Annotated in this window: 17 protein-coding genes and 1 pseudogene; 14 read left to right on the top strand and 4 right to left on the bottom strand. The window is 61.0% G+C overall.

Annotated elements, in window-relative coordinates:
* Positions 1–116: 116 nt before the first annotated feature.
* Entirely contained in the window at positions 117–848 is a 732-nt protein-coding gene (locus RID42_10075) for a tetratricopeptide repeat protein (GenBank protein ID MEQ8248018.1), read from the bottom strand.
* A 263-nt stretch (positions 849–1,111) separates the two neighbouring features.
* Between RID42_10075 and RID42_10070 the strand changes: the two genes are divergently transcribed.
* From RID42_10070 to RID42_10010, 13 genes and pseudogenes are all read left to right on the top strand, one after another.
* Positions 1,112–2,584, top strand: coding sequence for a flagellar hook-length control protein FliK (locus tag RID42_10070; GenBank protein ID MEQ8248017.1), 1,473 nt, complete (start codon positions 1,112–1,114; stop codon positions 2,582–2,584).
* 14 nt (positions 2,585–2,598) lie between these two features.
* Positions 2,599–3,261: a flagellar hook capping FlgD N-terminal domain-containing protein gene (locus tag RID42_10065; GenBank protein MEQ8248016.1), complete on the top strand. Its 663-nt coding sequence runs from the start codon at positions 2,599–2,601 to the stop codon at positions 3,259–3,261.
* An 81-nt stretch (positions 3,262–3,342) separates the two neighbouring features.
* A complete protein-coding gene (locus RID42_10060; GenBank protein ID MEQ8248015.1) occupies positions 3,343–5,001 on the top strand; it encodes a flagellar hook-basal body complex protein in 1,659 nt (552 codons plus the stop codon).
* A gap of 196 nt (positions 5,002–5,197) precedes the next feature.
* Positions 5,198–5,422 (top strand): annotated as a pseudogene (locus RID42_10055) (DUF1153 domain-containing protein).
* Positions 5,423–5,542: 120 nt separating this feature from the next.
* Positions 5,543–7,174, top strand: coding sequence for a flagellar basal-body MS-ring/collar protein FliF (gene fliF / locus RID42_10050; GenBank protein ID MEQ8248014.1), 1,632 nt, complete (start codon positions 5,543–5,545; stop codon positions 7,172–7,174).
* 3 nt (positions 7,175–7,177) lie between these two features.
* A complete protein-coding gene (locus tag RID42_10045; GenBank protein ID MEQ8248013.1) occupies positions 7,178–8,140 on the top strand; it encodes a FliG C-terminal domain-containing protein in 963 nt (320 codons plus the stop codon).
* A gap of 23 nt (positions 8,141–8,163) precedes the next feature.
* The gene (locus RID42_10040) at positions 8,164–9,042 is read left to right on the top strand and encodes a FliH/SctL family protein (GenBank protein ID MEQ8248012.1); all 879 of its coding nucleotides are present in this window, start codon (positions 8,164–8,166) and stop codon (positions 9,040–9,042) included.
* Between the two features lie 54 nt (positions 9,043–9,096).
* Entirely contained in the window at positions 9,097–9,519 is a 423-nt protein-coding gene (gene fliN / locus RID42_10035) for a flagellar motor switch protein FliN (GenBank protein MEQ8248011.1), read from the top strand.
* Between the two features lie 74 nt (positions 9,520–9,593).
* Positions 9,594–10,976: a sigma-54 dependent transcriptional regulator gene (locus RID42_10030; GenBank protein ID MEQ8248010.1), complete on the top strand. Its 1,383-nt coding sequence runs from the start codon at positions 9,594–9,596 to the stop codon at positions 10,974–10,976.
* A gap of 14 nt (positions 10,977–10,990) precedes the next feature.
* Positions 10,991–13,180, top strand: coding sequence for a flagellar biosynthesis protein FlhA (flhA, locus tag RID42_10025; protein ID MEQ8248009.1), 2,190 nt, complete (start codon positions 10,991–10,993; stop codon positions 13,178–13,180).
* A gap of 9 nt (positions 13,181–13,189) precedes the next feature.
* Positions 13,190–14,167, top strand: coding sequence for a GTP-binding protein (locus RID42_10020; protein MEQ8248008.1), 978 nt, complete (start codon positions 13,190–13,192; stop codon positions 14,165–14,167).
* Positions 14,164–14,952 (top strand): MinD/ParA family protein, encoded by a 789-nt coding sequence (locus RID42_10015; GenBank protein ID MEQ8248007.1) that lies wholly within the window; start codon positions 14,164–14,166, stop codon positions 14,950–14,952. The genes RID42_10020 and RID42_10015 overlap by 4 nt, the downstream gene beginning before the upstream one ends.
* A 158-nt stretch (positions 14,953–15,110) precedes the next feature.
* Positions 15,111–16,697, top strand: coding sequence for a hypothetical protein (locus RID42_10010; GenBank protein ID MEQ8248006.1), 1,587 nt, complete (start codon positions 15,111–15,113; stop codon positions 16,695–16,697).
* Here the strand turns inward: RID42_10010 and fliJ are convergent.
* The gene (gene fliJ / locus RID42_10005; protein MEQ8248005.1) at positions 16,656–17,117 is read right to left on the bottom strand and encodes a flagellar export protein FliJ; all 462 of its coding nucleotides are present in this window, start codon (positions 17,115–17,117) and stop codon (positions 16,656–16,658) included. The two genes, RID42_10010 and fliJ, sit on opposite strands and share 42 nt — an antisense overlap.
* On the bottom strand, positions 17,114–18,448 hold the full coding sequence (gene fliI / locus RID42_10000; GenBank protein ID MEQ8248004.1) for a flagellar protein export ATPase FliI: 1,335 nt from the start codon (positions 18,446–18,448) through the stop codon (positions 17,114–17,116). The genes fliJ and fliI overlap by 4 nt, the downstream gene beginning before the upstream one ends.
* Before the next feature lie 212 nt (positions 18,449–18,660).
* Between fliI and RID42_09995 the strand changes: the two genes are divergently transcribed.
* Complete coding sequence (locus tag RID42_09995) at positions 18,661–19,368, top strand: response regulator transcription factor (protein MEQ8248003.1); 708 nt, start codon at positions 18,661–18,663, stop codon at positions 19,366–19,368.
* Between the two features lie 53 nt (positions 19,369–19,421).
* On the opposite strand, the gene RID42_09990 is transcribed toward RID42_09995, so the two are convergent.
* Positions 19,422–20,030: a histidine phosphotransferase family protein gene (locus RID42_09990; protein ID MEQ8248002.1), complete on the bottom strand. Its 609-nt coding sequence runs from the start codon at positions 20,028–20,030 to the stop codon at positions 19,422–19,424.
* Positions 20,031–20,033: the final 3 nt, after the last annotated feature.

The raw sequence follows: 20,033 nt of genomic DNA, 5'->3' as shown, positions 1-20,033 counted from the left end.
CTATGGAAGTTCGACTGTTCATACGGGTTCTCCCCGTCAAACGATGCAAGGGCGGGGCCAAATCGCTAAAAAAAAGGGCGCCAAGACGGCGCCCTTTTTGGTTCGGTGAAAACCGGTCAGTCGGTTTCTGTGGCGTCGGCAGACGAGATCTGTTCGACCTCTTCGAGGGTACGCAGATTTTCGATCGCCAGTTCGTGCCCCTGATCCCCCGCCAGCTTGAAGAGGCGCCTAGCACGTGGGTGATCCATCTCGACCCCGTTCCCCACGGCGTAAAGGACACCAAGGTTGTATTGCGCTGCCATCAGACCGGCGTCAGAAGCAATTTCATAGAACTTGGCCGCGCGGGCGACATCGCGCTCCAATCCAGTGCCGTTCTCACACATCACGCCCAGATTGAAAATCGCTACGACGTATCCCGACTGCGCGGACCGACTGTAGAGTTCGACGGCCTTGAGGTAATCGCGCGTCACGCCGCTGCCGGTTTCATAGAGACCCGCCAAGTTGCACTGCGCTTGGGCGTTTCCTTTTTCGGCGGCGCGGCTGTACCAGTAGGCGGCTTCGGCCGGGTCTTCCTCAACGCCGAAGCCAACGTGGTACATGACCCCTAAACTGTATTCGGCCTCGCTGTGACCTTGCTCGACTGCTTTGTGAAACCACTCGACGGCGGCTTCGAAGTCGCGATGTACGCCCGAACCGTTGGCGTACATCAGGCCTAGGTTGTAGCAGGATTCCGGATCGCCATTTTCGGCGGACTTCATCCACTCGGAACGCGCCGTATCGAAATCCGCGGCGTGAAAGGCTGTGGCGCCGACTTCGAATGCCATAGGGGCTTCGCCTTGTGCAAGCATGTCCAAAATCCTTCTGCTTTATCGTAGCAATTAATCGTCCGTCGAGAGTTATGCGAATACCGGGCCAACTCGATTCAATTCATCAAGGCCTGCAATAGGGCCTTTTCTTCCGTTAAGAGCCGATTAACACGCACTTCGTGCCTATCGCCCCGGCAGATGCTACCGCGCGCACCGCCGTTAACGCTGCGATCCAGCAGGATCGCTTAACCGCCACATGGCCCATCGCTTGCTTTGCCTAGCGTGGAACAATGCGGCGTGTGTAGATGACAAGTGTAGTCCCCGACCTTCCGGTCCCTGGCGCTGCGGCGCGCAAGCCCCAGACTGAGTCGCTTTCCGGCAACCAGACGATAGGTAAGCCAGCGTCCGGTGGCGAGAACACCTTTGCAGTGACCCTCGAGGGGGTCACCGCCGAAACTGACAGCGGCGCGGCCGGTGCGATGCCCGTGGGCCAAAACGGCGGCACCCAAGCCGCGGATTTGACTGTTCCTATAAACGGCACGCCAGCGATCCGCGCCGCGACGCTAGATGCCGCGAGCGCAGCCCTTTTGGCAACTGGCACCAACACAGGGCTTCAAGGGCCTACCAACTCTGGTCTGTCACCGGACCTGATGGACGTCGCAGGTATTGTCGCGACGATCGCCGGCGGGCTCGAGACGGGAGCGGACCCAGCAATCGCAGGAACGGCGTCACTAACAAACCCCGCAGTCGCAGCCCCCCCAGTCGTCGCAGCAATTGGTCCCAATGCCGGAGCGTCCGCTCCGCTTGCCACCGATAGGACCAACCGCAAACAGAGTAATGAGGCGACGGATGCAGCGCCGACACCGACGACGGGGCTGCCAACGCCGCCACTCCTAGTGCCCCCCGGGTCAAACGCCGACCCTGCCCTCCAGATCGAGCTCGCTGCCGAGCCCGACAGTGGTCTCCATATTCCCGGCGTGACCGCGGCGACGCCGCATTCCACTATTCAAGGTGCGCCGAGCCACCAAGGACTTACATCGCCGCAACCAGTCGCCCCCTCAAATGCCCTAGCGCACGCCAACGCCGCGCCGCAGGTCGCTGCGGGGCTGGGGATAGACCCGATGGGGCTTGCCACCGCAAACCCCGACAGGGATGCTCAATCGGGACCGCAACGCGAAGGTAAGCCGACGTTACCGACGGCGGCCCTCCCCACATCGCTCGACGCGAAGCCCGCCGACGGCACGGCAAGCCAGACGTTCACCGCCACCTTGGCCGCAACATCGGCGAACGACTCACCGCAGTCTACCCGCGAAGCGGCAGCCTCGACCCAGCGGCCGCAGCGCCCGGCACAGGCTGCACCGGCGGCGGCACAGATTGCCGTCCATATCGTCCGCGCTATGGCGGATGGCGTCAGCCGGTTCACCGTTCAACTCCAGCCCGCAGAGCTGGGCCGCGTAGAAGTGAAGATGGAAATAGGGCGCGACGGCACCGTTCGCGCGACCGTTACAGCGGATCGACAGGAAACCGTGGACCAGTTGTCGCGGGACTCCCGCGCATTGGAACGCGCCTTGCAAGACGCTGGATTGAAGGCGGACTCGCAGAACCTGCATTTCAGTCTTCGCGGCGGCCAAAACGGCCGTGACCTGTCCGAAAACCGGACATCTTCGAACAGCAGTGGCACCGGCAACGCCGACACCAAGGAAGTATCCGAGGCGGCAATGCACTCCCACTGGTCCACCGTTGCCGGATCGACCGGTGCTCTGGACATCAGGGTGTAAGGGAAGGATAGGAAATGGACGTCTCATCAGTATTTGCGCCGGCGCAAAGCGCCAGTGCAGCGGAAAATTCCGCGGGCAAACTCTCCGAAACATTCGACTCCTTCTTGACGCTGCTCACGGCCCAACTGACTCACCAGGACCCGCTAGAACCGCTGGATCCGAATCAATTTACCGATCAGTTGGTGGCGTTCACGAACGTCGAGCAATCCATCGCCACCAACAAGAACCTTGAACAACTGCTCTCTCTACAGCAACTGGGAGAACTTTCGTCGGCGGTCAATTTGATCGGCACGGCGATCGAGGCCGGCGGCCCGACAACGGTCCTAAAGAACAGCTCTGCACGATGGGCCTACGCTTTGGAATCACAAGCAGAAGCAACCAACCTGCGGGTTCTGGACTCGACCGGCAAGGCGGTCTTCTCGACCACGGGCCAGCAGGGTGCCGGCATCCATGACTTCGCATGGGACGGCAAGAACTCCGCAGGCAACGTACTACCCGACGGCCTCTACACTCTCGTTGTGTCCGCGACAGACAGCCAGGGCAACGACATCGACGCAGGTGTGGATCTGATTGCGACGGTCGAAGGCATTCTAACTGAAGGCGGCGTCAACAAAGTCGACGTCGGCGGCCTGACGATACCGCTTAGCAGCATCGTCTCCGTGAAAACAGACGCGTAGAGAAACTGCGCCAATGACTTTGGGGACGATGAGTCGTTCTCGGCGCGGCAGCGTTGCCGCTCGGATGGATGGGAGACAGGAATGAGTATTTTTGGCGCGATGTTTTCGGGCGTTTCCGGCCTAAACGCGAACGCACAGCAGATGGGCGCGATCGCCGACAACATCTCGAACGTCAATACGACGGGTTACAAGCGGACCGAAACTCGCTTCAAGACCCTTGTAACGACGCCAGCTACGGCGACGTTCTATACGCCTGGCGGCGTCGCCTCGACGATCCACAACTTGATCGATCGGCAAGGTTTGTTGCAGGCGTCACAGTCCAACACCCACCTTGGCATTGTCGGCCAGGGGTTCTTCGTCGTTGCCGACGTTGTCGGGGCAAACAATACGACCGGCACTTTCCAATACAGTCGGGCCGGCGAATTCGAACCCGACAAAGACGGTAACCTGAGAAACACCGCCGGCTTCTTCCTGCGCGGTTGGCGGATCGATTCGACTGGAGCTATTACGTCGAACCGCAGCGACTTAGCCGCGACCGAAACAGTCAATGTGACCGGTTTGACCGGTACCGCTTCGGCAACATCCGCAGTCACCATCCAGGCGAATCTCCAAGCTTCCCAGGCCGTGACCAGCGCCCCGTCGGACGTCACGACCGCCACGGTTGCCACCGCCGATACGCTCCTTACAGCGGCGACCCCGGCCCTGGCCAACAACGACACTATTACGGTTCAAATCGGTACGAACGCCGTACAGACATTTACCTTCGTAACCGGCACGCCGGCAGCGAATCAATTCAACACCCTCAATCAGCTCGCTTCACTGATCAATGCCGCATCCGGCATGGTTGCCTCGGTTTCCGGAACAGCATTGACCGTCACGGGCGACCCGGGAAACACTTTAACGGTTGCCGGCACCGGCGCAGCAAACCTATTTGGCGCTGCATCGACCGTCACGGCTACGACCTACGATCCGGCATCGTCTACGCTGAACATGGCTTCGAACTCTGTGACACCTGACTTCGAGCGCAGCGTTCAGATCTTCGATTCGAAGGGCGGCGCACGGACCCTGACCTTCGCCTACCTAAAGTCGCAGTTCGCGAACCAATGGTACACCGAGGTGCATATAGAACCGTCAAGCGACGTTACGACGTTGAATGGCATCATCGCCTCGGGCACCACGGCGTTCAACACCGACGGCACCTTCGATACCAACAACACGACAGCGGCGCTAACCGGCGCGATCACTGTACCCTGGGCGCCAGTACTCGGTGTCGCGGCCCAGACCGTGACCATCAACTTCGGCACTGCCGGCCAGGCAAACGGATTGAGTCAATTCGATAGCGCCTCCCAGCTTGTCGGATTCGACGTAAACGGTGCGCTCTTCGGACAACTAGCGGGCGTGACAGTCGACGAACTTGGCACGGTGACGGCGCAATTCGACAACGGGATCAGCCAAGATCTTTACCGTCTACCGATTGCGACCTTCTCAAACCCAAACGGATTGCAACCACGCACCGGCAATTCCTTTATCCAGACCACGAAGTCCGGCACCTTCAACTTGCAAGAAGCCGGCATCGGCACGGCAGGACTCGTAGCGCCTGCCTCGATCGAAGCCTCCACGGTCGATTTGGCCGAGGAATTCACCGACATGATCATTACTCAGCAGGCGTTTGCCGCAAACGGGCGGGTCATCACGACGGGCGACGAGATGCTCGACGAAGTGATCCGGCTCAAGCGGTAATTAGTTCGCAGAACGCGAACAACAAGATCGGTCGGGCGGGATAACTGCCCGGCCGACCTTACCCCGCCGATTAGGGGTTTCTTAAAAGTCGCCGCGTATGTTCACCACCACCTTGCGAGAAAACATGACCGAAACCAGCTACTATCACGAGAAGGCAGCCGCCCGACCGGGCGGGCAAATGCAAGCCGGCGAGCCGTTGCCTCCCGCCAACACCAAACGGTGGGTGATCCGGCGCAAGGCCCAAGTAGTCTCTGCGGTGGAGAACGGATCGATTTCGTTGGAACAAGCCTGCGAACGCTATTCGCTTTCGGTCGAAGAGTTCTTGTCTTGGCGCCGCGCCATCGAAGAACACGGCCTGCGCGGCCTTCGCGCGACCCGGGTTCAACAGTACCGCGCGAACCGCCCGGAGATCTCCCACTAGCCTTACTGCTCGGCGCTCGGCAAAACTTGCCGAGCCTTAACCTTCCGTTCACCTTCTCCAGAGTAATCTACGGCCATCCAAGGGCGCGGCACGTTGCGCCCGCTAGCGAACGGTGCCGTAGTGAACCCTTTCCTTCAATTTGCCCAACGACTTGGCGCCGCCAGACTCATCGTGATGGGTTTGGTCGGCCTTGTGATGGTTGGGTTCTTTATCTTCCTGATCGGTCGCGTCACGACGCCGCAAATGGGATTGCTCTACAGCAATCTGGACATAACAGATTCCGGCGCTATTGCCGCCCAGCTTGAACAAAGCAATATCCCGTTTCAGATTCGCGCGAACGGGAGTCAAATCTACGTACCAGCCAACGACGTCGAACGGATCCGCGTTCAAGTTGCACAAGAAGGATTACCAGCGGGCGGCTCCATCGGTTACGAAATCTTTGACCGCGGCGACGCATTGGGCACCACGAATTTCGTTCAGAATGTGAACTTGGTTCGGGCATTAGAGGGCGAACTCGCCCGTACCATCCGGTCTTTCGACAATATTGAAGCGGCGCGCGTTCATTTGGTCTTACCGCGGCGCGAGTTGTTCACCCGCGAAACGCGCGAGCCGAGCGCCTCGGTCGTCATCAAGACGCGCGGAGGGCGCCGCGTCGACCCAAACCAAGTCCGGGCAATCCAGCATTTGGTAGCGTCGGCAACCGACGGTCTCACGATTAGCCGTATTTCGGTAGTCGACGACGCCGGCAATCTGTTGGCCCGGGCACAAGACGACAACGCCGAAGGCGGCGCTTCTGACGACACGATCGCGGAAGTGCGACTCGCCGCCGAGAACCGGCTGCGCGGCAGTATCGAGCGCCTCCTCGAACGCACCGTCGGTCTTGGCAAGGTTCGGGCCGAGGTATCGGTCGACCTGAACTACGACCGGATCACGGAAAACGACGAAACCTTTGACCCCGACGGGCAAGTGGTGCGCTCTACGCAGACCGTCGATGAGAATTCTCTGTCCATCGACCGCGACGACGCACCGGTCACCGTGGCCAACAATCTCCCCGAGGCCGATGCGGATCAAGGCGTCGCGGGCGGCTCGACATCTCGAAACTCGCGGACCGAGGAAACCACTAATTTCGAAATTTCCAAGAGCGTCACCACCCGCGTGCGCGAGTTCGGCGCCGTCGAACGTTTGACGGTCGCAGTTCTGGTGGACGGTGCACGCACGTTGGGTGAAGACGGCACCGCCGTCTATACGCCCCGGACTCAGGAGGAGTTGCAGCAACTGGCCGCGCTCGTGCGAAACGCCGTTGGTTACGACGAATCCCGTGGCGACCAAATCGAGGTCGTCAATATGCGGTTTGCCGACGTTGAGACGCCATTCTTGGCAGACGACGCAGGGTTCCTTGGCCTGTCGAAGTCCGACTACTTCAAGATAGCTGAAATCCTCCTGTTCATGATCATTGCGATCTTGGTCATCCTCCTCGTACTTCGCCCCTTGGTCGGTCGTTCGATCGCCGCGTTGCAACCGCAACCTGAGCCCGCATTGGCCGGCATTGAAGGCGGCGGGGCAGCCGAAGCACTTTCGGGTCCGGGCGGCTCCCAGTCATCCCTTCCTGCGGAAGACGAAGACCCGATGATCAGCATCGGCGCCGTCGAGGGACAGATTCGAGCGTCGTCGGTGCGGAAGATCGGCGAAATCATCGACAAACATCCCGACGAAGCGCTCGCCATTCTGCGTACCTGGATCTACGAGGAGTAAACCATGGCCCAACCCATGACCCCACCTCGCCCCGCTGCACCGCGCGTCCTATCCGGCCCCGAAAAAGCGTCGGTCATGATGCTGACTATGGGCGAACAACGCAGTGCCAAGATCTTGCCGCAACTCAGCGAAGAAGAGCTGGGCATTCTGACCCGTGCTATGGCCGGCGTCGGTAGGGTCAAGGCAGCGATGGTCGAAAACCTGATCGACGACTTTTCACAACGCGCGGTGCCGCCGCCGGCCGCACAACGACCCGTTGAGACCCGCGAAACACCCACGGGGGCTAACACCTCAACGATTTGGGACAAATTGGCCCGCGTATCCCCGAATATCCTTGCCGGGTATCTCTTGAACGAGCACCCCCAGGCTGCCGCTGTGGTGATGCGGAAACTTCCGCCCGATGTCGCCGCCAAGGTGATAGGCCAATTTTCCGAAGACTTTGCGGGCGAGGTCGTCGGTCGAATCGTCAAGGCCGAACCCATTCGCCGCGAGGTCCTGGCGCACCTGGAAGAAACCTTGCAAGAGGACCTCGGGGCCGACATCGATGGCGCCGCCACAGGCCCGGCCCATCTCAAAAACATCATGGCCCATATGGATAAACCGGTCGGACAACGGTTTGTGGGTGCGGTGCGCTCGGTTGACCGCGATGCCGCGCGTTTGGTTACGTCGGCGGCCTTCAGCTTCGACAATCTGCGTGACCTAAATGGCCGCGACGTCCAGAAGGTGTTCGACGGGATCAGCCCAGCGACCGTCGCAACCGCCCTGAAGGGTGCCAGCGACTCGGCGCGCGATTTCATCATTAGCAATATGCCCCCTCGGGCCGCTAAGCTACTCAGACAAGAGATCGAACGCGCAGGGCCGATCAAGCTGCGCGATGTTGACGCCGCCCAGCAAACCATTCTGGAACGCGCCAAGTCGCTCGCAGATCGCGGCGACGTCGTCTTTCCGACACGCCGAGCGGCATAGGCCGGGAATTGACCGTGACTGCTATGGTAAAGATGGAGAAATTCCTCTTCGACACCGAGTTTGAGGTGGACGACGAGGATTGGGACAAGGAGGAGGTCGAAGAAGCCCCCGATCCCGACACCGTTCCGCGCTATTCAGAAAACGATCTGCGGGCGGCCCTTCAGGATGCACGTGAGACGAGCCATGCGGAAGGCCTCGCCGCCGGTACTTCCCAGGCGCGCAATGAAATCCAATCCTTTGCCGCGCAGGAAATGGTCAAGATCGGTCGTCAGTTGGAACGACTTGCAGAGGCGGAAGCCAACAATATCGACATCGCACGCCGCGAGGCGGCTGGCTTGGCCCTCGCGGTTGGCCGGCGCCTGGCCGGCGCCCTAATCGAGCTTCACCCCCTCGCCTTCGCCGAACACATGATCGCCGACGCGCTCAGTCACCTGACCGAGACGTTGCGCGATTCTAAGATCGTTATTCGCGTTTCGCCCGAACTCGTCGAACCGCTCAACGAGCATATTGCGTCGATCACTGCGAAGGTCGCCTTTACTGGACAGGCGATCGTGATCGGCGAGGACGGCTTCGCCACCGGCGACTGCCGCGTCGAATGGGCGCATGGCGGCGCCGAGCGACTGATGGCTGAAATCGACGGGTGGGTTGAAGATGCAGTGACACGATACCTGACCGCGATCGAAGAACCTGCGCCCTCCGAGCCGGAGCCCGACCCTTCGGAACTGGAGATCGCTCCGGAAGCCGAGGCGTTATCGGATGACGGTATCAAATCCGTCGGCGGATCGAAGTCCGTCCGCTACGACGCGCCCGCGGCCGAAGAATCAGAAAGCGCCGCCGCACCCGATACCGGCGACGATGAAATCAAGACGGTCGGGGGCTCCAAGAGCGTTCGCTATGACTAACCGTTTTTCGCGGCCGCTTGGTGCGCCGCGGACCGAACCAAAAAGGAGGTCGCGATGAGCGATACGACGACCGATAGCGACGAAGAAGACGTCGACGGCCATCTTGCCGATGCGGACGCCGAGAAAACCAATCTCGACCTCGACGAGATTGAGGTGGATGAGGACGGGGAGTCCGGCGACGGAAACCCGGTCCTCGGTAACAAGATTACCGAAGAAGAGGTCGTTCGAACTGCGAGCGACCTGGAGGCCGTCTATGACGTACCGGTTCAGGTCTCGGCGGTCCTAGGAAAGACGCGGATGGAAGTAAGCCAGTTGCTCAAGTTAGGACGCGGCGCGGTGGTCGAACTCGACCGAAAGGTCGGCGAAGCCATAGACATCTATGTCAACAACCGCCTTGTGGCACGTGGCGAAGTGGTCGTCGTTGACGAACGGCTCGGCGTGACCATGACGGAAATCATCAAAACGGACCGCTCATAAAAAGAAGCGGCCATTTTCAATCGGGAAGGCATCTAGAGGAGCAGGATATGAACAGAATGTAGGGAGTTAATTTGATGCGTTTGCTAATTGTCGGAACCATGGATGGGCAAATCGGTGCCGCGAGTAAAATCGCGATGGACCGGGGCGCTAAGGTTTCCCACGTCCCTAATACCGAAACTGCTCTGAGCATGTTGCGCTCGGGCCGCGGCGCCGACCTTTTGATGTTGGCTGCCGAACTCGATATCGCGGGATTCATCGAGTCTCTGCGTCGGGAGCGCATTCACGCACCGGTGGTTGCTTACGGTATCGGTACCGATAGCGAGATCGCCGTGCGGGCCATTCGTGCGGGCGCTAAGGAGTATATTCCCCTGCCCCCGGACGCCGACCTGATCGCCGCCGTTCTGGAAGCGGTTTCGGAAGAAACCCACACGCTGATCCACAGCGACGAATCGATGACCAAGATCCTCAAGCTCGCCGATCAAATCGCCCCCAGCGACGCGAGTGTTTTGATCACAGGCGAATCCGGCACCGGTAAAGAAGTCTTGGCCCGCTATCTTCATCGGCGCAGCAAGCGGTCGGAGAAGCAGTTTGTCTCCGTCAACTGTGCGGCTATTCCTGAAAACCTGCTTGAGAGCGAGCTGTTCGGGCACGAAAAGGGATCGTTCACCGGCGCCATCGCACGGCGGATCGGCAAATTCGAGGAGGCGAATGGCGGCACACTCTTGCTCGATGAGATCAGCGAGCTTCACCCGCGCCTACAGGCCAAACTTCTTCGCGCCGTTCAGGAACGCGAGATCGACCGAGTGGGCGGCACCCGCCCCATCAAAGTCGATATTCGTCTTCTTGCCACGAGCAATCGCGACCTCAACGAAGAGGTCAAGAATGGCAACTTCCGCGAAGACCTGTTGTTCCGCCTCAACGTTCTCAACATTCGCTTGCCGTCGCTCCGCGAGCGTCCCGCTGATCTCGAAGCCCTGTGTCACTATTTCGTCGAACGCTACTCAACGGCGAACGGTGTCGAGTTGCGCCCGATCAGCGATCAGGCGATGAGGGCGCTAAAGGGTCATCGGTGGCCCGGGAACGTCCGCGAACTGGAGAACACGATCCACCGCGCCGTTGTCTTAGCCACAGGCCCCGAGATCGACACCGATGCGATCATGCTGCAAAACGGCGCGTCGCTTCCCTCCAGCGCCACCTCCGCAGAGGCCGGCCCCGCAGGCTTTGCTGCCGGAGCATCCAGCGTACCGCTCGTCGGCAAGACGGTCGCCGAAGTCGAGCGCGACTTGATTATAGACACACTCGATCATTGCCTCGGCAACCGTACCCACGCCGCAAAAATCCTAGGAATATCGATCAGAACACTCCGCAACAAGCTGAAGCTCTACAACGACGAAGGGATAGAAATCGTCCCCCCACTCTCGGTGGGCGAGATGCCGCGCGCCACTGCGAACGCATAGCGGTTCGACCCTAGATGTCCGACCAATCCCAGGACGCGCTGGTCGCAACCGGCGGCGAGCCGGTGACCGAATCGTTCGACCCGACATCACAGGGCGCCGGCGAAGCCTCGCAGGGCGCGGCCGGGCCGTCGTTCGGTGACGTTTTCGGCGGCCTAGCGAATCGCCTGTTCCGGGGCGACCTGGTCTTTGCGTTCGGGATCATGCTGATTCTCGTGACGTTGATCTTGCCGATGCCGCGTTGGCTGCTGGACATCTCCCTGGCGCTCTCGATTACGTTTTCGGTGCTCGTGTTGATGAACGTGTTGTTCATTGGCAGAGCGTTGGAGTTCAGTTCCTTTCCGACCATCCTGCTGGTCGCAACCATGTTGCGCCTCGCGCTAAATCTCGCCTCGACCCGATTGATCCTTACCTCGGGTCATGAAGGAACTGCTGCAGCGGGACAGGTCATCGAAGCTTTCGGCAGCTTCATCATGGGAAACAACTTCGTCATCGGGATCATCGTTTTCAGCATCCTCGTAATCGTCAATTTCGTCGTGATTACCCGCGGCTCGGGCCGCATCGCGGAAGTCGCCGCGCGCTTTAGCTTGGATGCCATGCCGGGTAAGCAGATGGCGATCGACGCCGATCTGTCGAGCGGCCTGATCGACGAAGCCGATGCCCGGACCCGCCGCAAGCAACTGGAGGACGAGAGCAGCTTCTTCGGTGCAATGGACGGCGCCTCGAAGTTCGTTCGCGGCGACGCCATCGCCGGCCTTTTGATCGTCTTCATTAACTTGATCGGCGGCATCATCATCGGCGTCGGCCAGCGCGGCTTGTCTTTCTCGGAGGCGACCGCGACCTTTACGGCGCTGACCATCGGCGACGGTCTGGTCAGCCAAATTCCGGCGTTGATCGTTTCGACCGCGGCTGGCCTACTGGTTTCTAAGTCGGGCGTCTCGGGGTCGACGGACAAAGCCTTTTTTGGACAACTCGGCAGCTATCCCAACGCGCTCGGCATGGCTTCTTTCTTGATGGTCGCCCTCGCCATGTTGCCAGGGGTTCCGATGATCCCCTTCTTCCTTCTCGCCGCAGGCTCCGGAACGCTCGCGTTCTACGCCAGCCGCCGGGCAAAACGTCGCGTTTCCGAAACCGAAGAACGCGAGCGCACCGCCACCCAAGCAGCTCCGGAGGAGGAACCGATATCGAGCGCACTAGCGCTCGACGAGCTTCGCCTCGAACTCGGGTATGGGCTGCTCCCGTTGATCAACGACACGCGCGGCTACCGACTGACGGACCAAATCAAGGCACTGCGCCGCCAACTCGCGAGCGAGATGGGCTTCGTCATGCCGTCGGTCCGGATCTTGGACAACATGCAACTCGCCGCAAATACCTACGTCGTCCGCGTGAAGGAAGCCGAAGCCGGGTACGGCGACCTACGCCCGAACCACCTGATGGTCATGGATCCGCGTGGCGAGCCGATAACCCTGGGCGGGGAAGCCACGACGGAACCGACCTTCGGTCTGCCCGCAATGTGGGTGGAGGAATCGCTCCGTGAAGAAGCCTCGTTCAGAGGGTACACCGTGGTCGACCCGGCCACCGTCATTACCACGCACCTTACCGAAGTTATCAAAGACAACATGGCCGACCTGTTGTCTTACGCCGAGACCCAGAAACTCCTGAACGATCTGCCGAAGGAGCAGCAGAAATTGGTTGCGGACCTCATCCCGGCGCACATCAGCGTTTCGGGGGCGCAACGGGTCCTCCAGAACCTGCTGGGCGAGCGCATTTCGATCCGCGATTTGCCGACAATCCTCGAAGGGATCGCCGAGGCAAGCGGCTACACCAACAACATCACGCTCATCACCGAGCACGTTCGAGCCCGTTTGGCGCGGCAAATCAGTTCGGCCAATACTTCGGACTCTGGGTATGTACCCATGGTCACTTTGTCGCCGGCTTGGGAGCAGAATTTCGCCGAATCGATCGTCGGTCAGGGCGACGATCGCCAACTGTCGATGGCGCCAACGAAACTACAGGAATTCATCCAAGCGTTGCGTCAGACATACGACCGTTTCGCCCACGAGGGCGAGTCGCCGGTTCTCCTGACCAGCCCGGCAATTCGGCCCTATGTCCGGTCGATCGTCGAACGGTTTCGGGCCCAAACGGTGGTGCTCTCGCAAAACGAAATCCACCCCAAAGCCAAAATCAAAACTCTGGCGCAGATCTAGGACAAGAAGATGCGTCTCAGGACATTTACCGCCGCTACGTTGGACGACGCCATCGCCCAGGTTCGGGACGAACTCGGCGAGGATGCGGTTATCGTTTCAACCTACCAGTCGCGGCGCGGGCGCGGTGCGCAAGTCACCGCTGCGCTCGACGAACCGAGCGACGAGCGCGCTTTTACCGACCAAGTGGTCGGCGAAGAAGCTCTGGAACCCGACGACGAAGTCGCCCAGGTATTGCGCTTTCACCGGTTGGAGGAGTCGCTCGCGACGCGACTGGCCCGCGACGCCCGGGCCGTGACCCGTGACGATACGGTCATGGCGCTGGCGGGCGCCCTAGATTCACGGATGTCGTTCGCGGCACTACCGGTTGCCGACGCCGCGCCGATCATGTTCGTCGGGCCGCCCGGCGGAGGTAAAACGGTAACGGTAATCAAAGCGGCCGCCCGCGCGGTTCTTAAGGGCTTCAGCGTGCACATTATTACGACCGACACCGTTCGGTCAGGCGCGTTCGAGCAACTCGCCGCGCTCGCGGCCATGATGGACGTGCCGCTGGACGCGGCGGAGACCCCGGCGGATTTGGCCGCCGCGATCCAAGCGGCAGAGCATGCCGACCTCATTCTGATCGATACGCCCGGCACTAACCCCTTCGCCCGGACAGAGGTCGACGACCTGTCGACCTTCGCCAAAGTATGCTCGGCGCAGCAGGTTCTCGTCCTCGCCGCCGGCGCCGACAGCGCCGATCTAGCGGAAGCTGCCGAGGTATTCGCCAGCGCAGGCGCGTCGGCTCTCCACATCACCCGGTTGGATTGCGCGCGCCGCTATGGCGGGATCGTGACGGCGGCAATTGCAGGCGGATTACCGCTCGCCGAAGTTAGCGCCTCGCCGTTCATCGCCAACGGACTGTCGCCGCTCAACCCGGTTTCTCTCGCCCGGCTCATGACCGAAACGGCATTCAAAGTGTCCGAACTCCAACGACGGGCCGCATCGTGAACGGCGCGGTGCGCAAAGTTGTCGACTTTCCGGTCGCGCTGGGCCGCAACGTCGTCACCGTGGCTTCGGGCAAAGGGGGCGTCGGCAAAACATGGTTTGCGACAACCCTCGCCCATGCCTTTGCCCGCGCCGGTGACCGCGTACTCTTGATCGACGGCGATCTCGGACTGGCAAATATCGACGTGCAGCTCGGGATATCCCCGCAGTGGGACCTTAGCAGCGTGTTGAGCGGTCGCGTTCGCCTCAGTCAAGCGATTTCACCATATGAGGACGGCGGGTTCGACGTCCTCGCTGGGCGATCGGGTTCGGGCGTGTTGTCGACGGCGGGTCGCGAGAAACTGCTCGGCCTGCGTCAGGCAATCTACAAGATCGCCGCCCGCTACGACCGAGTCTTGCTCGACCTAGGCGCCGGTATAGACGCCTCGGTCCGCCTGCTCATTGGCGGCAACGGCACGATTCTCGCCGTCACGACCAGCGAGCCGACGGCCCTCACCGACGCCTACGCGTTTATCAAAGTTGCCCGGATGAAATATCCGCAAGGCGACATTCGGCTGGTCGTCAACAGTGCCGAAACGGTTCAGGACGGCAAACGCACCTACGCCACCCTCGCCAGCGCCTGCCGTAATTTCTTGAAGATCGACCTGCCGCTCTCGGGCATCATCCTGCGCGACCGACACGTTCGCGACGCCATCCTGCACCAGACCCCGATATTGACGCGCCACCCGACAACTCCCGCGAGCGTTTGTGTCGAAAGCGTCTGTCATCGCTTGCGGGCCGACCGATGAGCGATCTTTCAGCATCGACATCGGCGCCACCGCCCGCAACAAATCGGGTAACCCCCGCACCGGTGACCGCGGGACAATCGGGGCAGCCCCAGACACCTGCACACGGCGGCCCTCACAGCGGCCCAGGAGGGCATGTCGAACTTCCCCACGACACGGCTGTGACGCTTGCTCCAACCTTGGCTGGGATCGAAGAGGGCGACCGCATTGCGCTCCAGGTCCTCGCCCACGACGCTGCCGGGCGTCAGATCCTCCAGGCAGCCAACAGCGTTCTGGTCACGCTGGAGCCGGAATCGCTCCCCGATTCCGCCACGGTACAGGTTCGTGTCGTGAGCCTCTCGAACGATCACCTGCGCGCGGCAGTACTCGCGGTCGACGGCAAACCGCCGGACACACCCCACACGTTGCGCCTGCGCGTAGTCGAGGTCACGTTCGTGCAACAGGGAGCCGAGACGAGCGGAAAAGAGGCGCTCCCGCCGGACGGAACGACGGCGACGACGAAGGCCACACCCGCATCGCTCCCGGTGGGAAGCGTCATGCGCGGCCGACTCTTGCCCACCACCGATCAGCCGAACGCCCTGGGACTCCCGCCACAGGAACCAGCGCTTGGCACGCCCAAGAACCCGGCGGCGACCGTCACAACTGGAATCGTCGTTTCGTGGCAGGTCATTTCACTCGCGCCACCGCTCGCTAACGCCGGTACCGCGCCTGCGCACGCCTTCCAACCTTCGCCACGTTCGAAGGAAGCAGGTCCGCGCCATGCGACGCCGACCTCCGCAGCTTACGGAGCTACCTCACCAGCATCGATAATCGCGCACAAACATCCGCCAGCGATCGCACCGACTGCGGTGCCCGCTGCGACTCCCCCATCGGTGCAGGTTGTTGGGACCGTCACAGCATCGGGTAAACCCGATCGGACAGTCGTCACGACGGCTGCCGGCACCGTCGTCCTCGCCGCCGCGACGGGCTGGACCGAGGGTACGACCGTCACCCTGGAAGCGCTCGACCCGCTGCAGGGTCAGCGTGCGACCCTCACACCACTCGGGTCGCCCGATTCGGCTGCGAAGCCCCTCGACCAATTCTTGATCAAACTGGGCGAAGACTGGCCTGCGCTTCGCGAACTGACCACGCAAGCCGCCGCGATCGCACCGGCTGCCGCCAACGCGTTCACCCAGTCTCGCGTACCAGGACCCGATACCCGCGCGGCCGCCCAGATCATGTTCTTTCTGTCGGTCCTTCGTACCGGCGATATCGCCGGCTGGTTGGGAAACGAGGTTGTCCGCGTGCTTGAGCGGAGCGGTCAGCGCGGCCTGATCGATCGCCTCGGCGACGACTTTCGGCAGCTCCGCCGATTAGGCGATGAATCCAGTGCGAGCGATTGGCGCTTGCTCTTGTTCCCGTTCGCCGCGGGCGAAAAAATTGAACCCATTCATCTATTCGTCCGAGGCCAACGCCGCGACCAGCAAGACGATCACGACCTCCGGTTCGTCGTCGATCTGCGGATGAGTGCGCTTGGCGCGATCCAGCTCGACGGCTTGTTGCGTAGCCGCCGGTTCGATCTCATCGTGCGCAGTCACAGCGATCTTTCGGACACCCGCCGTCAGGCGATCGCGGAAATCTTCGGTGCGGGCCTTGCAACGATCGGATACCAGGGCGGAATCGTGTTCCAAGCCGTGAAAGAATTCCCGCTCTCGCCGTTCAACGATCTACTTGGACATCGACATACGCCTGGTGCGATCGTCGCGTAGCTGCTGCTTGGTGTGGCGTCGGTAGAGCTCCATCGACGTTTCGTCGAGTGTGTTCTGATCCCGACGTAATTGTTCCGCAGCCTCACGCTCTTGCTGTCGCTCGAGCACGATTTCGTAGCGGCGCACTTCCTGGAAGGCTTCGGTGACATCCTGGTGGGCAGCGTCCAGTTGACCCTGCAATTCGCCGATCGAACGTAAAATAGTGTCGCGGCGATCGATCACGCCTCGGGCGTAGTTGCCGTAAAACACCAACGCCTCGTCGTTGTGCCGCGCGGCGCTCTGCTCGCGTTCGAGTTCTTTTTCGAGCGCGCGTAGACGGGCGTTAAAGTTGCTCATCATCGTTTCGAGGGCAACCAGCGTCCGCCGCTTTTCTTCCATGTTCCATTTGGCAACGCGGATGAGCGTCGGGAGCGCGCTCATGCAGCCTCGTCGGCAGCATCGGCCTGGGCGAGGATCTCGTCAAGACGATCGAAGCCGGAACTGAAATCGGCGGAATCGTCGATACCTTGCGACAGGAAGTCTTCCAATGCCGGATATAGACGAATCGCGCTGTCGACGACCGGATCGGAACCCGTTCGGTAAGCACCGAGACGAATCATTTCGGCCATCCCTTCATAGGTAGAGATCAAGGTCCGCGCCCGACCGATCTGCGCGGTTTCTTCGGGCGTGTTGCAACGCGGCATCGTTCGCGAGACGCTGCGCAGCACATTGATCGGTGGAAAGCGTCCGCGCTCTGCAATGGTCCGATCCAAAACGATATGACCGTCGAGAATGGCGCGCACAGCATCCGAAATCGGCTCGTTGTGGTCGTCGCCTTCGACCAACACCGTGAACAACCCCGTGATGGTACCGGGCCCCTCGCCGGGCCCGGCCCGCTCCAACAACTTGGGCAACTCGGCAAACACGGTTGGCGTATAACCACGGCTGGCGGGAGGTTCGCCGCCGGACAGACCGATTTCGCGCTGCGCCATTGCGAACCGGGTGACACTGTCCATCAGACACAGAACATCGTCCTCTTGGTCGCGGAAGTATTCCGACAGCGTGAGGGTCAGGAACGCGGCTTGGCGCCGCAATAATGCGGATTCGTCGGACGTCGCCACAACCACGACGCTTTTCTTGAGACCTTCCTCGCCCAGAATGTCCTGGACGAATTCGGTTACCTCGCGGCCGCGTTCGCCGACCAGTCCGATCACGTTGACGTCCGACTGGGTGTAGCGCGACAGCATCGACAAGAGTACCGACTTACCGATACCCGACCCGGAGAAGATACCCATGCGCTGACCGCGGCAGCAGGTAATGAAGGTGTTGATCGAGCGCACCCCTAGGTCGAGCTTGGCTCCGACACGGCGTCGACTATGCGCAGGCGGCGGTGCGGCGCGCAGCGGATAGGCGTCGACACCGCGCGGCAGCGGGCCCTTGCCGTCGACCGGTTCGCCCAGTGCGTTAACGACGCGCCCGAGCCATCCCCGGTTGGGATAGACTACCGGGTCCGATTCGCCGATGACCACACGACACCCAAGACCAACACCGTCTAGTGCCCGGAACGGCATCAAGAGGGCGTGGTCGTCCCGAAATCCGACGACTTCCGCCGCGACATCAACATCGCGCCGGTTCTCGATCATGCAGCGCGAGCCGATCGATACCTCGTTCTGGATGCCCGCGACCTCGACCAAGAGGCCCTGCACCGAGCTGACCCGGCCATAGCGGGTCACCACCGGGATGCGGTCTATTTCATCAATGACGCTTTTCACAGGTGTTTCGAAACCGTCTCATTTTGCCGATTCGCCAGGCGTTATCTTTCGCTGTCGCCGCTTAAGAGCGGGTTAATGCCTTGAAAATCAGTCAATTTCCCCAAGTGTGACCGGCATCACTGGCCACGGAGTCCTTTTGTTAACTATTTTAACGTCCTGTTAACCATATTCGTTCAATCTGAGTTAACTAGATTCCAACCGAGGACAAAGCGATGCGGGTACTCCTGGTAGAAGACGATCTGGCGATGGCGCGAAGCATCGAAATGATGCTGAACGGCGAAGGCTTTAACGTCTACGCGACCGATATGGGCGAGGAAGGCCTCGACCTGGGCAAGATCTACGACTACGACATTATCGTCTTGGATCTCAACCTGCCGGACATGCACGGCTATGACGTGCTCAAGAAACTCCGCAGCGCAAAGATCGAGACCCCCATCCTGATCCTCTCCGGCATGTCCGAGTCCGACGACAAGGTCAAAGGCCTAGTGTTCGGCGCGGACGACTACTTGACCAAACCCTTCGACAAAGGCGAGTTGGTCGCCCGTATCCACGCCGTGGTTCGTCGCGCCCGCGGCCATGCCCAATCGTCAATTGCGGTCGGCGATCTTGAGATCGATCTCGACGGCAAGTCCGTCGCGGTTGCCGGCACGCCCGTTCACCTGACCGGCAAGGAGTACGGCATTCTCGAACTCCTAGCGCTGCGCAAGGGCACGACCTTGACCAAGGAAATGTTCCTCAACCACCTCTACGGCGGGATGGACGAACCGGAGCTCAAGATTATCGACGTTTTTGTGTGCAAACTGCGCAAAAAGCTGGCGACGGCCTCCGGCGGGAACAACTTCATCGAAACCGTTTGGGGCCGCGGCTACGTGTTGCGCGAACAAGGCAACGAGAAATTGCAGACCGTCTCGGCCGCCTAGCACGGCGCACTTGGACAATCGAAAAGGCCGCCAATGAGGCGGCCTTTTTCTCGTTAGGGCCCCGGAAGGCGGACCGTCAACGCCACCCGACCTGTCATGATGGTGTATTCGAGCCCCAGCCCCAGCCGTTGCGCCAGGGTCTTGGCGAGGACTACCTGAATTTGCCGCGGCACCAGGCTTGACTCCTCGACGGTATTTTCCAACGCCGCCAAGATTTCGTCGGAGAAACCGGCGCGGTTCCCTTCCGCGTTTACCGTGAGAACCGTCGCGGAGGGCGCCACCGTCACGACCCCACCGCGGGCCACCCCCTCGGCGCCGAGTAAAACCATGTTGGCCAAGAGTCGGACGCCTTCGGGACCGGGATCGGCGCCCTCAGCCCATTCCACCCGGACCCGGCCCCGCGAGAATAGGCTTTCCGTCGCCTTCCGCGTTTCAACGAGGGTGGTGCCCGGCCCTGCAACGCCGTACGCAAGCCGGTAGACCTTGAGCTTGTCGACGGCATCGGCCAACCCATCGGCTGTCAGTTCCATCGCTTGGGCGCGCATTTCTGCATCGTCTTCCTCCAGCGCCATCGCAATGCCGTTGCGCGCCGCACTGACCGGGCTGATCACGTCGTGGCACAGGCGCGCGGCGAGCAAGGCACCAAAGTCGATATCGTCCATTAC

It is taken from the genome of Alphaproteobacteria bacterium, assembly GCA_040216735.1.
Lineage (GTDB): Bacteria > Pseudomonadota > Alphaproteobacteria > SHVP01 > SHVP01 > CALJDF01.
Note: the sequence above shows the minus strand (reverse complement) of the source record. Positions and strands in the feature narration are given on the sequence as shown.

Bases quoted from the DNA above. Each gene is read 5' to 3' on its own strand.
- RID42_10060 (MEQ8248015.1), top strand. From the start codon at position 3,343: ATGAGTATTTTTGGCGCGATGTTTTCGGGCGTTTCCGGCCTAAACGCG.
- RID42_10065 (MEQ8248016.1), top strand. From the start codon at position 2,599: ATGGACGTCTCATCAGTATTTGCGCCGGCGCAAAGCGCCAGTGCAGCG.
- RID42_10075 (MEQ8248018.1), bottom strand. From the start codon at position 848: ATGCTTGCACAAGGCGAAGCCCCTATGGCATTCGAAGTCGGCGCCACA.
- RID42_10030 (MEQ8248010.1), top strand. From the start codon at position 9,594: ATGCGTTTGCTAATTGTCGGAACCATGGATGGGCAAATCGGTGCCGCG.
- flhA (MEQ8248009.1), top strand. From the start codon at position 10,991: ATGTCCGACCAATCCCAGGACGCGCTGGTCGCAACCGGCGGCGAGCCG.
- RID42_09990 (MEQ8248002.1), bottom strand. From the start codon at position 20,030: ATGGACGATATCGACTTTGGTGCCTTGCTCGCCGCGCGCCTGTGCCAC.
- RID42_10045 (MEQ8248013.1), top strand. From the start codon at position 7,178: ATGGCCCAACCCATGACCCCACCTCGCCCCGCTGCACCGCGCGTCCTA.
- RID42_09995 (MEQ8248003.1), top strand. From the start codon at position 18,661: ATGCGGGTACTCCTGGTAGAAGACGATCTGGCGATGGCGCGAAGCATC.
- RID42_10020 (MEQ8248008.1), top strand. From the start codon at position 13,190: ATGCGTCTCAGGACATTTACCGCCGCTACGTTGGACGACGCCATCGCC.
- fliN (MEQ8248011.1), top strand. From the start codon at position 9,097: ATGAGCGATACGACGACCGATAGCGACGAAGAAGACGTCGACGGCCAT.
- fliJ (MEQ8248005.1), bottom strand. From the start codon at position 17,117: ATGAGCGCGCTCCCGACGCTCATCCGCGTTGCCAAATGGAACATGGAA.
- RID42_10070 (MEQ8248017.1), top strand. From the start codon at position 1,112: ATGACAAGTGTAGTCCCCGACCTTCCGGTCCCTGGCGCTGCGGCGCGC.
- RID42_10040 (MEQ8248012.1), top strand. From the start codon at position 8,164: ATGGTAAAGATGGAGAAATTCCTCTTCGACACCGAGTTTGAGGTGGAC.